The organism is Vibrio sp. BS-M-Sm-2 (assembly GCF_041504345.1).
Taxonomy (GTDB): domain Bacteria; phylum Pseudomonadota; class Gammaproteobacteria; order Enterobacterales; family Vibrionaceae; genus Vibrio; species Vibrio satsumensis.
The window spans coordinates 149,848-164,373 of the sequence record NZ_CP167895.1 but is presented as its reverse complement, the minus strand read 5'-3'; the positions used below and the strand labels follow the sequence as shown (position 1 = coordinate 164,373).

6 protein-coding genes, 6 tRNA genes, 3 rRNA genes and 1 pseudogene are annotated in these 14,526 nt (G+C 42.5%); 14 read left to right on the top strand and 2 right to left on the bottom strand.

Annotation, left to right across the window (positions count from 1 at the left end; translation table 11 throughout):
* The first annotated feature begins 257 nt into the window (after positions 1-257).
* The 3 genes and pseudogenes from AB8613_RS16880 (at position 258) to AB8613_RS16870 (ending at position 3,955) form a co-directional block, all read left to right on the top strand.
* Positions 258-1,613: a diguanylate cyclase gene (locus tag AB8613_RS16880; protein WP_372385294.1), complete on the top strand. Its 1,356-nt coding sequence runs from the start codon at positions 258-260 to the stop codon at positions 1,611-1,613.
* A pseudogene (locus AB8613_RS16875) lies at positions 1,600-2,915 on the top strand (glycosyltransferase). Before AB8613_RS16880 ends, AB8613_RS16875 begins: the two are co-directional and overlap by 14 nt.
* Positions 2,882-3,955, top strand: a complete 1,074-nt coding sequence (locus tag AB8613_RS16870) for an HlyD family secretion protein (protein ID WP_372385293.1) — start codon at positions 2,882-2,884, stop codon at positions 3,953-3,955. The pseudogene AB8613_RS16875 and the gene AB8613_RS16870 overlap by 34 nt, the downstream one beginning before the upstream one ends.
* A 75-nt stretch (positions 3,956-4,030) precedes the next feature.
* On the opposite strand, the gene trmY is transcribed toward AB8613_RS16870, so the two are convergent.
* Positions 4,031-4,630, bottom strand: a complete 600-nt coding sequence (trmY, locus tag AB8613_RS16865; protein WP_102462221.1) for a tRNA (pseudouridine(54)-N(1))-methyltransferase TrmY — start codon at positions 4,628-4,630, stop codon at positions 4,031-4,033.
* Between the two features lie 256 nt (positions 4,631-4,886).
* On the opposite strand from trmY, the gene AB8613_RS16860 reads away from it, so the two are divergent.
* From AB8613_RS16860 to AB8613_RS16815, 10 genes are all read left to right on the top strand, one after another.
* The gene (locus AB8613_RS16860; RefSeq protein ID WP_372385292.1) at positions 4,887-5,411 is read left to right on the top strand and encodes a DUF3087 family protein; all 525 of its coding nucleotides are present in this window, start codon (positions 4,887-4,889) and stop codon (positions 5,409-5,411) included.
* 599 nt (positions 5,412-6,010) lie between these two features.
* Positions 6,011-7,565: ribosomal RNA gene (locus AB8613_RS16855) — 16S ribosomal RNA — on the top strand.
* 123 nt (positions 7,566-7,688) lie between these two features.
* Positions 7,689-7,764 (top strand) — tRNA-Glu (locus tag AB8613_RS16850).
* A 2-nt stretch (positions 7,765-7,766) separates the two neighbouring features.
* Positions 7,767-7,842 (top strand) — tRNA-Lys (locus AB8613_RS16845).
* A 25-nt stretch (positions 7,843-7,867) separates the two neighbouring features.
* Positions 7,868-7,943, top strand: a tRNA-Val gene (locus AB8613_RS16840).
* Between the two features lie 25 nt (positions 7,944-7,968).
* Positions 7,969-8,044, top strand: a tRNA-Ala gene (locus AB8613_RS16835).
* A gap of 32 nt (positions 8,045-8,076) precedes the next feature.
* Positions 8,077-8,152 (top strand) — tRNA-Val (locus AB8613_RS16830).
* Between the two features lie 413 nt (positions 8,153-8,565).
* Positions 8,566-11,459: ribosomal RNA gene (locus tag AB8613_RS16825) — 23S ribosomal RNA — on the top strand.
* Between the two features lie 132 nt (positions 11,460-11,591).
* Positions 11,592-11,707: ribosomal RNA gene (gene rrf / locus AB8613_RS16820) — 5S ribosomal RNA — on the top strand.
* The 16S, 23S and 5S rRNA genes sit together here with 6 tRNA genes alongside, the layout of an rRNA operon.
* A gap of 98 nt (positions 11,708-11,805) precedes the next feature.
* Positions 11,806-11,896: transfer RNA gene (locus AB8613_RS16815), tRNA-Ser, on the top strand.
* A 290-nt stretch (positions 11,897-12,186) separates the two neighbouring features.
* Here AB8613_RS16815 and AB8613_RS16810 read toward each other — a convergent pair.
* Positions 12,187-13,770, bottom strand: coding sequence for a sulfatase-like hydrolase/transferase (locus tag AB8613_RS16810; RefSeq protein ID WP_372385291.1), 1,584 nt, complete (start codon positions 13,768-13,770; stop codon positions 12,187-12,189).
* On the opposite strand from AB8613_RS16810, the gene AB8613_RS16805 reads away from it, so the two are divergent.
* A complete protein-coding gene (locus AB8613_RS16805) occupies positions 13,670-14,524 on the top strand; it encodes a glycerophosphodiester phosphodiesterase family protein (RefSeq protein WP_372385290.1) in 855 nt (284 codons plus the stop codon). The two genes, AB8613_RS16810 and AB8613_RS16805, sit on opposite strands and share 101 nt — an antisense overlap.
* Positions 14,525-14,526: the final 2 nt, after the last annotated feature.

The following is a 14,526-nucleotide window of genomic DNA, read 5'->3' as shown; positions in this document are numbered from 1 at the left end:
TAATTAGTCTGAAAAAAGTATCGCTATCCAATTTTTGGAGTGCTGTTTATCTATAATTTTAAAATTATCATTAATATCTATGTTTCCGTGTTGTTAATGTAATGGTGTCAGTATTTTATATTGTTGGTTAATAATTGGACTGTTTTTACATCGATATCTAGTATTTGTATAAGGCCGACCAATCCAATAGCATTCATTAATATTCAGAATGTTACGTTTATTTGACGGTGGAAGTGTCAAAAGTATGGAGTTAATGAATGAGAGATAAATTAAAAATTTACTGTCTTGGGACCCCAATAGTTGATACGGAAAATCGATTTGATATTGCGCAAGTAAGTGATATTGAGCAACTACCAGAGTTGTTAGGTGGTGTGGTTTTTCTAAACACAGAAGCCAGTGTACAAGATGATTTATTAAGTCAACTTCACCGTTGCAGAAAGTTTTGGTCTTGGAAGATTTATGTATTTGAAACTAGCGCATTGTCAGTTTGTTTATCTGATGGAGTTTTAAATCAAGAGACTATCGAGGAAGAACTGCTCCAACATAGTAGAACGTTGAACAGTGTTTCCGAATCGACGGAGGCTTTAGACCCTTTAATTGGATGGTTAGGGTTAGAGCAAGATCGACGACTAGTCCCTCATCGATCCCTGACTCTGAAATCGATATATTCTTACCCTTTAGTCGACTTATATTATCCAGAGTTGAGTTCTACATATCGTTTTGTTTTGTCAGAAACCAAGCGTGATACGTTTGAATATGATGAGTTGATCAATCGAGTCCGTGTATGTTCTGACTGCGCTAGTGCTCATTTGAATTACATCGAAGTGTGCCCTTCATGTAAAGGCATTGATATTACCGAGCGTGTCTCATTACATTGTTTCACCTGTGGTCATGTAGCCGAACAAGGACAATTTAAACGTAACCATAAACTGGAATGCCCTAAATGTTTAACTCAACTTCGTCATATCGGTGTGGATTATGACCGCCCGTTAGAGACTCATTCATGTAACGTTTGTTCTCATTCCTTTTCTGAAGCTGAGACTTTGGCTGTTTGTTTTAGTTGTGATGCCAAGAATGATGTTTCTCAGTTGGTTGTCAGGAAAATCTATTCATTAAAATTAGGTGTGCAGGGCGAGTATATATTTCGTCACGGCGTCAAATTATCTGCTCCAGAGCTGACCCTACGCGGCAAAGTAGACAGCGGGTATTTTTCGAACCTCCTTGATTGGGTCAATCGTATCGCTATCCGTCATCAAGAAGAGCATCTTCTCCTAGGTCTGCATCTCCCTGATTTAGCTCAATATGTATCTAAGAATGGAGATGCGAAAATGTTTGCTTTGATCGAGCAAATTACTGAGCGCCTTAACGGTTTGTTTAGAGACTCAGATATTTGTTGTCAGTACAAAAGTGATGTTCTTTTCGTATTTATGCCTAAAGCTAAGATGGAACATATCAATGTTCTGCGTGAAAAAATAGAAGCCCTTTGTCTACTTATTGAAGACGATGATTTTACATTGAATGTGTTTGCTTGGAGCCTTCCTGACCCCATGGTTAAAGAGGACGTAGGGGCGTGGTTAGAGAGTAAAGTCGGCGAAATTTATGCTGTCGAATAGCCTCAATCTTCAACAATATTTTTGGGGAATGTTACTCGAAAATACAGAGTTATGGCTCATGCTGTTTCCCATGATGGTTATTGTTGAACTGCCACTTTTTTTACTCGTGTTAACAGGGATATTTCGTTGGTCTTATTCTGAGAGTGATATTGAGATAACAGAATACCCGAGCATATCTTTCGTCATTACTTGTTATGGCGAAGGGGATGCGATTGAAATTACGATAGACACACTAGTTGAGCAACTGTATCCCGGAAAGATTGAAGTGTTAGCGGTAGTTGATGGTGCAGCTCAGAATGAAGATACTTATCAAGCTGCGATTCGAGGTGAGCAGAGACATCAATCTGTAAAAAATCGAAATGTTCGAGTTATACCCAAGTGGCAAAGGGGAGGAAGAGTATCAACGTTGAATGCTGGTTTAGATAATGCCACCGGCGATTTTGTTATAAATGTTGATGGCGATACTTCTTTTGATAACGATATGGCACTGCAAATGATGAAGCAATTTACTGACAAGAATGTGATTGCTTCAGGTGGTGCGTTGCGTGTAAGAAATTGGCAGGACAACTTACTTACTCGTATGCAGTCTCTAGAATATATGTTGTCTATGCAAGCAGGAAAAACAGGGCTCTCAAATTGGGGAGTGCTAAATAATATTTCTGGAGCCTTTGGTGCATTTAGAAAAAATGTATTAAAACAAGTTGGAGGTTGGGATACGCATACGGCTGAAGATCTCGATTTAACGATGAGGCTTAAGCAATATAAGAAACGCTACCCAAATAATAGATTGGCTTTTACACCAAGAGCTGTCGGTCATACTGACGTGCCTCATACCTTAAAAGGATTAGTACAGCAAAGGCTTAGATGGGACGGAGATTTATTGTTTCTGTTTTTGAGGAAACACAATGAAGGACTAACCCCCGTTTACTGGGTTGGGGGAATTTCATCTTCACTCTTGTTTATGGTGTTTTGCAAAATGTATTGCTGCCGATTCTAGTTTCAGTGTTCATGTTTTATATATTTTGGGTGTACTCAATGGATTTTGTTGCTGCATTGATGATTCTAATTTATTGCGTGTATTTGTTGACCGTAATTCTATTTTTTACTGTTTACATTGGTTTAGTTTCTGAAAGGGAGAAAGAGGATCTAAGAATGGCTAAATGGCTACCCCTATATCCTTTTTATCAGTTTTTTATGCGGTTGATTACTGCGTTCTCCATGATTAATGAATTATTTAGAAGAAGTCACGAAGAGTCGAGTATGGCTCCTTGGTGGGTATTGAAAAAAGGCAAAAGGTTTTAGCAATGAAAGTAAAATTTCATCTGGATAAAAAAAGTAAACCTCAATCGGATGACGGTGTAAAGGTTGCTTACGGGCAAGCAAAAAGAGGGGGATATCGCTTTCGTTGGTATTTGATCTTGAGCTTGGTAGTAAGCCCCCTTTTATTTGTGGCTTATTTTTTGTTGAAGACAAATTTTCTCGTGATTGCTCCGGCTATTGTTACGTCTTATCCAGTTACTCTGACTGCTAAGGTTGCAGGCATTGTTGGGCCGATTCCCATAGACGACGGAACTCAAGTGGAGCGAGCACAGACTGCAATTCAATTGACGAATTTGGAAATTGAAGCTCAAATTGAGTTTATACATGCGGAGCTGTTAGGGTTAAAAGTCAATTTACCAAGCGATATGGAAGCATTGTACCTAAACGGTATTGCAGAAACACGTCGGAACCTCAGTAAAGTACAGCAAATTCAAAAACGTTATGAAGAATATCGTAAAAAAGGACAAGTATCGGATGTGGATTATGCCAGTATTGTTGGGATGGGTAACTCGCTGAACAACCAGTTGAACCAACAAAAGCTTGATTATCAAAGCGCGAAATTGGCTGAAGAGGAGAGGGAGTTAGCTGGACCAGTTAGTCAGGCTAGACGTTCATTGATGAAAGACTTAGCCCTTAAGCGTGTAAGAGAGCAAGAGTTATCAATAAAGTCTCCTTATGCGGGTCGCGTCGTAGATATACATGTTGTCGAAGGGCAGCGTGTTTTTGAAGGCGATGAGCTAGTGACGATAGCAAAAAATACCGCTCCTCATATCGTGGCTTACCTAGACCCGAAATATTTAGAAGACGCTGTAGAGGGAGCAAATGCGTTAGTAAAGTTTCCTAACGGTAGCTCTTTTGAAGCTGAAGTGTCCGATTCGGTAGAAGTTGTGAGTAAATTACCAAGCCAGTTAGTAAGCCCGTTTGAAGGTCAGCCAGCGTATTTGAAAGTTGTATTGGACTTTATTACAGCACCGCCAGAAGAGTATTGGGTTGAAGGGATGACAGTTGAAGCTCGTTTTTAGTGCGGATGTTAACTGAACAAAGGAGTAAATGGAGCGATGATCGCTCCATTTTATTTCAACAGCTATTGGGTTGAATTAGAAGCCTCTTAGATCTAGCTCATTGTTGATCAACACGACACACTGAGAAGCGAACAGCATGTTCGGACCTAAACTGATTTTCTCTGTTCCCAGACGCTTCAAGCTATTGTAGCTTTTCTTCGGCATAGGGATGTGGTCAGTTAGAAGGAAACATGGGTTTTCAGCAATCTCTGCATCACGGATAAAGTCACCTTTCTTATCCATCATGTACAGCTGGTGGTCTTCAGCCAGTTCTTTAACCAGCTTTTCAAAACTCATAGTACGAACAGTGATGCCCGGTTCAACCTGACGCGTCTGCTCTTTAGTCATACCTTGAGAAGCGTCAACTGCTCTTACTACCGCTGATAACAATGCAGACTCGTGGAAGCCACCAATGTTGGTGATCTCATTTGAATCGAATGTAATCGTACGTGAAAAGTCTTTAGTGCTTTCTAGTACAAGGTGCACGGTGACATTCTCACGGTGAGATTGAGCAACGAAGATCGTGTTCATCAGAGTATGAGCCAGAATCTCAGTATGAGCATCTTGCCCAACACCTTCTAAGATAAGTTTGCTCTCTGTAGGGGCTGCGCGAGCGCGTAATACAAATGAACGCATGGAATGTACCTTGTCAGTATGTGATAAAGCGAAACGGACTTTATCAACATGAATTGATGAATAACCAAAATTGTGGCGGTATGTAACTCTTTTCTATTAATGAAGTCAAATAGAGTTGCGTATAGCGCCAACCAGAAGAACTCTGCGTATTAAATAGAGAATGGCCACATTACAAGATGGTAAGGGTTGAAGCGACCCAATGTTTACGTAGATAGTATGCGCAAATTATTAGGTGACTTGCAGAAGGAAGTAGTCGATGAAGTTACAGAAGATCAATAAAGAAGAATACAGAAAGAAGATGAACCTGTTATTGGTTTCGTTGGTTGGTTCACTTGCCGTGTTCGCCATTGTATTCGGAACCATACTGATTGACCTATTCGGTACAGGACAATCAATCGCAGGCGAATCGACAGGTAATTTCCACTTGAATGTATTAGGTGTGATCTTATCAGTCGCATTGAATGCATTTATCGCGAGTCGTGTAAAAGGGCATGATTACTTCAAAGAAGCACTTTATGTGTGGAACCTTAAACAAATCCATAATCAAATCTATCGCAAGCTCAAGCGTATTCAACCCAAAGCTGAGCAAGGCGACCGAGATGCGCTGAGTATCCTTTACTTCTATTACACCACGCAAAAACAGGTATACGACCTAGACAACAACACATTGACGATAAAAACAGTTCAGCAATCGCTAGATAACATCCTAGAACTGAGTGAGAAATGGAGTATTGAGCTAGATATAGAGGCTTTTTCGAAAGATCTAATCGCAGAGTTTTAAGTAATATGCCCATTATTGTATGAGCTTTGAGCTACGAAAGAACCTTTTGACGTAAAAGTAGCCACTTAAGCAAGTTTTTTGAATTTTTATCAAAAAAGGGGTTGCCATGTTTTCGATGATCTCTATAATGCCGCCTCACTGACACGGCAGACGCCATAAGGCTTCAGCAGTAATCAGTATGACGTAAAGTTCGAAAGAAATTAATTTTAAAAAGTGTTTGACACTTAAGATTAAATCGCTAGAATTCACGTCCACTTCGAGAGACTCCTTACTAAAAGGAGCGCTCAACAAGTAAAGCTCTTTAACAATTTAAACCTATCAATCTGTGTGGGCACTCGTTGATGAATATCAAAACGTTTTATCGTTAGATAAAACAGATTCTTCGGAATCAAAATTGATTTCAATGAACTGAGTGACCAATACAAATAATTACTTTATAAAGAGGGGTTATTTGGCACAGTCAATTCATTATCATTCTGTTGGAATGGTAATAGCTTTAGAATTACATGTTTCTGTTCTTTTTCGAAAGAGTGGTAAATATTAGTTTTGAAGTCAGTATTCGTTGAGTCACGCCTATTAGTTTAGGTAATCAAAACTTTAAATTGAAGAGTTTGATCATGGCTCAGATTGAACGCTGGCGGCAGGCCTAACACATGCAAGTCGAGCGGAAACGACACTAACAATCCTTCGGGTGCGTTAATGGGCGTCGAGCGGCGGACGGGTGAGTAATGCCTAGGAAATTGCCTTGATGTGGGGGATAACCATTGGAAACGATGGCTAATACCGCATAATGCCTACGGGCCAAAGAGGGGGACCTTCGGGCCTCTCGCGTCAAGATATGCCTAGGTGGGATTAGCTAGTTGGTGAGGTAATGGCTCACCAAGGCGACGATCCCTAGCTGGTCTGAGAGGATGATCAGCCACACTGGAACTGAGACACGGTCCAGACTCCTACGGGAGGCAGCAGTGGGGAATATTGCACAATGGGCGAAAGCCTGATGCAGCCATGCCGCGTGTATGAAGAAGGCCTTCGGGTTGTAAAGTACTTTCAGTTGTGAGGAAGGGGGTAGTGTTAATAGCGCTATCTCTTGACGTTAGCAACAGAAGAAGCACCGGCTAACTCCGTGCCAGCAGCCGCGGTAATACGGAGGGTGCGAGCGTTAATCGGAATTACTGGGCGTAAAGCGCATGCAGGTGGTTCATTAAGTCAGATGTGAAAGCCCGGGGCTCAACCTCGGAACTGCATTTGAAACTGGTGAACTAGAGTACTGTAGAGGGGGGTAGAATTTCAGGTGTAGCGGTGAAATGCGTAGAGATCTGAAGGAATACCAGTGGCGAAGGCGGCCCCCTGGACAGATACTGACACTCAGATGCGAAAGCGTGGGGAGCAAACAGGATTAGATACCCTGGTAGTCCACGCCGTAAACGATGTCTACTTGGAGGTTGTGGCCTTGAGCCGTGGCTTTCGGAGCTAACGCGTTAAGTAGACCGCCTGGGGAGTACGGTCGCAAGATTAAAACTCAAATGAATTGACGGGGGCCCGCACAAGCGGTGGAGCATGTGGTTTAATTCGATGCAACGCGAAGAACCTTACCTACTCTTGACATCCAGAGAAGCCAGCGGAGACGCAGGTGTGCCTTCGGGAGCTCTGAGACAGGTGCTGCATGGCTGTCGTCAGCTCGTGTTGTGAAATGTTGGGTTAAGTCCCGCAACGAGCGCAACCCTTATCCTTGTTTGCCAGCGAGTAATGTCGGGAACTCCAGGGAGACTGCCGGTGATAAACCGGAGGAAGGTGGGGACGACGTCAAGTCATCATGGCCCTTACGAGTAGGGCTACACACGTGCTACAATGGCGCATACAGAGGGCAGCAAGCTAGCGATAGTGAGCGAATCCCAAAAAGTGCGTCGTAGTCCGGATTGGAGTCTGCAACTCGACTCCATGAAGTCGGAATCGCTAGTAATCGTAGATCAGAATGCTACGGTGAATACGTTCCCGGGCCTTGTACACACCGCCCGTCACACCATGGGAGTGGGCTGCAAAAGAAGTGGGTAGTTTAACCTTTCGGGGAGGACGCTCACCACTTTGTGGTTCATGACTGGGGTGAAGTCGTAACAAGGTAGCCCTAGGGGAACCTGGGGCTGGATCACCTCCTTATACGAAGATACTCACGATAAGTGTCCACACAGATTGATTAGGTTTAGAAAAGCAAAGAGATGAAGAACTCCCAAGTTCTTCAAAGTTTGTTTCTACTTTTTAAAGTGGAGATAAATTAGCAGTGTCCCGTTCGTCTAGAGGCCTAGGACACCGCCCTTTCACGGCGGTAACAGGGGTTCGACTCCCCTACGGGATACCATTGGGTCGTTAGCTCAGTTGGTAGAGCAGTTGACTTTTAATCAATTGGTCGCAGGTTCGAATCCTGCACGACCCACCATTTCCTCCCAAGGAAATAAAATTTGGGGCGATTAGCTCAGTTGGGAGAGCACCTGCCTTACAAGCAGGGGGTCACTGGTTCGAGCCCGGTATCGCCCACCATTTCCTCCCAAGGAAATAAAAATATGGGGCTATAGCTCAGCTGGGAGAGCGCCTGCCTTGCACGCAGGAGGTCTGCGGTTCGATCCCGCATAGCTCCACCATTCTTTCTCCATGAAGGAATCAAAACTATCATGGGCGATTAGCTCAGTTGGGAGAGCACCTGCCTTACAAGCAGGGGGTCACTGGTTCGAGCCCGGTATCGCCCACCATCTTTAAACATTCTTTGATGATAAAAGTCTGAAGAGAGTTTTTAAAAATGGTTTTGAAAGTTTAAAACTTGAAAAACTCTTGCTCTTTAACAATTTGGAAAGCTGACTGATTACTTAATTAGTTTTCACTTTAAAAAGTGAAACCAAACAGCTCAAGGCTGTGATTAAGTTAATCAAATTTAAAAGTTCTCAATGTTTATCTGCTCTTATTTAATAAGAACGGTATAAACACAACAAACACATTCAAGTGTCTTGTATTCGATTCAAACTTGTTTGAATCACATTGAGTCCGGCAAACAGTTATCAAGAATTAACCCTTCTTGATGACAACCAAAAACCTTGGTTAGTTGCCATACTAGTTTGATTTCACTTTTCAAAAGTGAAAGTAAAACAGAAACCCTTTCGGGTTGTATGGTTAAGTGACTAAGCGTACACGGTGGATGCCTTGGCAGTCAGAGGCGATGAAAGGCGTAATAACTTGCGATAAGCCCAGATTAGGTAGTAATAACCTTTTGAGTCTGGGATTCCTGAATGGGGAAACCCACTTACATAAGTAAGTATCCTGTTGTGAATACATAGCAACAGGAGGCAAACCGGGGGAACTGAAACATCTAAGTACCCCGAGGAAGAGAAATCAACCGAGATTCCGAAAGTAGCGGCGAGCGAAATTGGATTAGCCCTTAAGCTTTTAATGAGACAGATGAAGGCTCTGGAAAGTGCCGCAGTAAAGGGTGATAGCCCCGTAATCGACATCTCATCATCAGTGAAAACGAGTAGGGCGGGACACGTGATATCCTGTCTGAATATGGGGGGACCATCCTCCAAGGCTAAATACTACTGACTGACCGATAGCGAACCAGTACCGTGAGGGAAAGGCGAAAAGAACCCCTGTGAGGGGAGTGAAATAGAACCTGAAACCGTGTACGTACAAGCAGTAGGAGCACCTTCGTGGTGTGACTGCGTACCTTTTGTATAATGGGTCAGCGACTTAATTTTAGTAGCAAGGTTAACCGTTTAGGGGAGCCGTAGGGAAACCGAGTCTTAACTGGGCGTACAGTTGCTAGGATTAGACCCGAAACCAGGTGATCTAGCCATGGGCAGGTTGAAGGTTGAGTAACATCAACTGGAGGACCGAACCGACTAATGTTGAAAAATTAGCGGATGACTTGTGGCTAGGGGTGAAAGGCCAATCAAACCTGGAGATAGCTGGTTCTCCCCGAAAGCTATTTAGGTAGCGCCTCGGACGAATACTACTGGGGGTAGAGCACTGTTAAGGCTAGGGGGTCATCCCGACTTACCAACCCTTTGCAAACTCCGAATACCAGTAAGTACTATCCGGGAGACACACGGCGGGTGCTAACGTCCGTCGTGGAGAGGGAAACAACCCAGACCGCCAGCTAAGGTCCCAAAGTATAGCTAAGTGGGAAACGATGTGGGAAGGCTCAGACAGCCAGGATGTTGGCTTAGAAGCAGCCATCATTTAAAGAAAGCGTAATAGCTCACTGGTCGAGTCGGCCTGCGCGGAAGATGTAACGGGGCTAAGCTATACACCGAAGCTGCGGCTACGTACCTTAGGGTATGTGGGGTAGGGGAGCGTTCTGTAAGCCGTTGAAGGTGGTCTGTAAGGGCTGCTGGAGGTATCAGAAGTGCGAATGCTGACATGAGTAACGATAAAGGGAGTGAAAAACTCCCTCGCCGGAAGACCAAGGGTTCCTGTCCAACGTTAATCGGGGCAGGGTAAGTCGACTCCTAAGGCGAGGCCGAAAGGCGTAGTCGATGGGAAACAGGTTAATATTCCTGTACTTCTTACAATTGCGATGGGGGGACGGAGAAGGCTAGGTGGGCCTGGCGACGGTTGTCCAGGTTCAAGTACGTAGGCGGGTGGTTTAGGTAAATCCGGACCGCTACTAACGCTGAGATACGATGTCGAGCTACTACGGTAGTGAAGTCATTGATGCCATGCTTCCAGGAAAAGCCTCTAAGCTTCAGATTGTAAGGAATCGTACTCCAAACCGACACAGGTGGTCGGGTAGAGAATACCAAGGCGCTTGAGAGAACTCGGGTGAAGGAACTAGGCAAAATGGTACCGTAACTTCGGGAGAAGGTACGCTCTTATCAGTGAAGTCCCTTGCGGATGGAGCAGACGAGAGTCGCAGATACCAGGTGGCTGCAACTGTTTATTAAAAACACAGCACTGTGCAAAATCGTAAGATGACGTATACGGTGTGACGCCTGCCCGGTGCCGGAAGGTTAATTGATGGGGTTAGACTTCGGTCGAAGCTCTTGATCGAAGCCCCGGTAAACGGCGGCCGTAACTATAACGGTCCTAAGGTAGCGAAATTCCTTGTCGGGTAAGTTCCGACCTGCACGAATGGCGTAATGATGGCCACGCTGTCTCCACCCGAGACTCAGTGAAATTGAAATCGCTGTGAAGATGCAGTGTACCCGCGGCTAGACGGAAAGACCCCGTGAACCTTTACTACAGCTTGGCACTGAACATTGAACCTACATGTGTAGGATAGGTGGGAGACTTTGAAACCGCGTCGCTAGATGTGGTGGAGTCGTCCTTGAAATACCACCCTTGTAGTTTTGATGTTCTAACGTTGGTCCCTGAATCGGGATTACGGACAGTGCCTGGTGGGTAGTTTGACTGGGGCGGTCTCCTCCCAAAGAGTAACGGAGGAGCACGAAGGTGGGCTAAACACGGTTGGACATCGTGTGGTTAGTGCAATGGCATAAGCCCGCTTGACTGCGAGAATGACAATTCGAGCAGGTGCGAAAGCAGGTCATAGTGATCCGGTGGTTCTGAATGGAAGGGCCATCGCTCAACGGATAAAAGGTACTCCGGGGATAACAGGCTGATACCGCCCAAGAGTTCATATCGACGGCGGTGTTTGGCACCTCGATGTCGGCTCATCACATCCTGGGGCTGAAGTCGGTCCCAAGGGTATGGCTGTTCGCCATTTAAAGTGGTACGCGAGCTGGGTTTAGAACGTCGTGAGACAGTTCGGTCCCTATCTGCCGTGGGCGTTGGAAAATTGAAAGGGGCTGCTCCTAGTACGAGAGGACCGGAGTGGACGAACCTCTGGTGTTCGGGTTGTCATGCCAATGGCATTGCCCGGTAGCTAAGTTCGGAATCGATAACCGCTGAAAGCATCTAAGCGGGAAGCGAGCCTTGAGATGAGTTTTCCCTGACGCTATAAGCGTCCTAAAGGGTTGTCGTAGACTACGACGTTGATAGGCAGGGTGTGTAAGTGCTGCGAGGCATTGAGCTAACCTGTACTAATTGCCCGTGAGGCTTAACCATACAACACCCAAGGGGTTTTGTGGACTCAAAGACAGACCTTGAATGAGTTTGAAGAGAAATAACTTTTAGATAAGCTTTCCAGATTATTTTGCCTTCAGCTTTTTAAAAAGCTGAAAGTAAAAGCAAAATTTGCTTGGCGACCATAGCATTGTGGACCCACCTGATTCCATGCCGAACTCAGAAGTGAAACACAATAGCGCCGATGGTAGTGTGGGGCTTCCCCATGTGAGAGTAGGACATCGCCAGGCTTTAAATTACGTTTTCAGTTAACTTATCGTTTAGAGAAATACTGAAAGCAAAACTAGAAACAGCACACAAGTAAGACTGATTTTAGTAACAATTTGTTGGAGGGATGGCTGAGTGGTCGAAAGCACCGGTCTTGAAAACCGGCAACCGTTAATAGCGGTTCTAGGGTTCAAATCCCTATCCCTCCACCACCATTAGAAAGCCCGCTGAGAAATCAGCGGGCTTTTTTATTATCTGCTTCAAATCATTATGTATCAGCCAAATATTTACACATTCATTTAATTCACTTGCGGATACTGTCAGAGCTTCCTAAATCATCTCATTAGGCTGTTTGCTAACAAAGTTAATGAAGCTCTTGGATAAGTAAAATCGAGCTGATATCAGCTTACATAGTGATAAATAAGAGACAACTTGATGTGCGGAGAAGGTTACTTACTAAGTAACTTTATGGTGTTCAGAACCTTCTGTACCAGTTGTTCGCTTAGTCGATTTTTCTTATCTTAAACTCACTTGTTAGCACTGAGTCGTACTCTTTTCCTGTGTACTTGGTATTGAAGATACTTTTGTTTTGCTCTGTCTGTTCTGAAGATATTCCTATCCATTGTGCAAATGTGTCTGAAAAGTCTCTCAGATTGTATTTGACCGAATGTATTTTCGTTTCTTGTGGGTCATTACTCATTGCTATGAAAGGTACTTCTACTGCCTGCCTAGAAAAATGTGAGCCAGTACCGTGAATTAGATACGGTGGAACGTTTACAGACGTTAGGCCATGATCCGAAAAATAAATGATTTTATATGTTTTATCATGCATCGTGAGTAAGTCTCTAAGCTTCTCTATAAAAGCCACGCCATAAGCCACTGATTTTGAATAGCATTCTAGGTATTTGTTATCTGAAGGTTTTAGTGAAATCTCCTCATCAAATCTCTTACAAAAGTCATAGTGTGACCCCATGGTATGAATGAAAATGACTTTCGGTTTATTAGTTTCTTCACGAATCGCTTTGATCACTTCTGGTAGGAGAATATTATCGGGTTCAGCTTTATCATAAGACGTATTTTTATAATATTGGTAATGAGCCCTACTCGCGATTGCGGATACCTGTGTCTCGTATTGCCCGATCTTAGCTTGATTTGATATCCAATAAGTTTTCATTCCAGCATCATTAGCAAGATCTATCACATTTAAGCCTTTATCATGCCTGTTTACATCTAGGCTCTTTGATAATATTCGAGGAACTGAAAAATATGTAACAACGGATGGGGAAATAACACCATTAAATATTTCTGCTCCTTTTATCTTTCCATTCTCTTCGTTATACGATGGGTAATAATTTTTAATCACAGATTCACCGATATTTACGATATAAATATCCTTTAATATCTTATTTGTATGGACGTTCTCCCATTTTGAAGAGATTATTGATTTTCCTCCTTCGATAAGAGATAGTTCATAATATAAAGAAATAGGTTTAATAACTGTAATTAGTCCTAAAAAACTAAACCACACTTCATGATGGATTGTTTTTAAGTATTCTTCATTGAGGTATGTCGTCTTTTTATTATCATGTAAGCTATAAAATTTTGTGATTAATATGCTGGAAAATAATATTAACATAATTAATGAAAATGACTTACCAACCTTTCCTAAGGTAATGTTAAATGATAAAAAAAGTAGAATGGAAAATATAGTAATCTTTACATGTGTTATGATGCTAATGATTTTTATATGTTCAAGTGCTTCACCTCGATTAGACTCTAAAACCGAACCTAAGACACCTAAATCTAAGCTGAGAGAGTTTAACCTTAAGTAGAAGTCGAAAGTCATTATTACCGTGAGAAGAAGAAATACAAATCTATTACCGACAAATGCTATTATAGTTGCTATAAATAACATGTTTAAACTCAATATTGACAGGGTAAACCATACATTATCATCAGCCCCAGTTCTCAACAGGTAAAATGTCATGATACTTAAAGGAATCAGAGTCTTAATATCAATATTTTGTCTAGTTCTCATATGTTTTTGGGTAGTTTTTTTTATAGGCCCTTCGATGAGTGTAGTCATTGATGTATGGAGAGGCAACGTAAAGGCATATCCAAATACGCACAATAATATCTCCAATATTATCGTTAATTCAGGCAGTTTGATTGCACATGCCGGCGGGGGAATCGATGGTTTAAAATATACAAACTCCTTAGAGGCTGTAGAGAAGTCGATAGAAAATGGTTTTAAGATGATAGAGCTAGATCTTCTTGTATCGTCGGATGGAAAGATCGTCGCTGTTCATGACTGGAACTCTTTCCATTTGATGACAAATTCTAATAAAAATGGTCCTATTGCTTCAGAAGAGTTTGAGTTAAAAACAATTAACGATAATTATCACACTTTAAATATTTCAGAGGCGATTGAAATTTTAAGTGAGAATGAGGTTATATTAGTTACGGACAAAATAGAAAACCTTGAACTATTATCAAAAAGTATAATTGATAAAGACAAATCTATTGTCGAAGTTTTTAGTTTGAAAAAATATAATGAAGCAATAAAGTTAGGGTTCAATAACGTTGCATTAAATATAGATTTAAATACGCCGCTTATTATTGATTGGATTGAATTGAATAAAATAAGAACTGTGACTTATCGAGGTGATAACCTCAGTTCGCTTGGGAATGAATATAAAAAGGCTATTACACTGAGTAATATGGGGATCTCAGCGATGATATATTCAAGTAATGATTTGGATTTGGACACTATCAAAGCGTATGGGATCGTTAATTTCGCGATATATGTCGATTTTGTTCTTCCATCAGATGAACTCTAAGA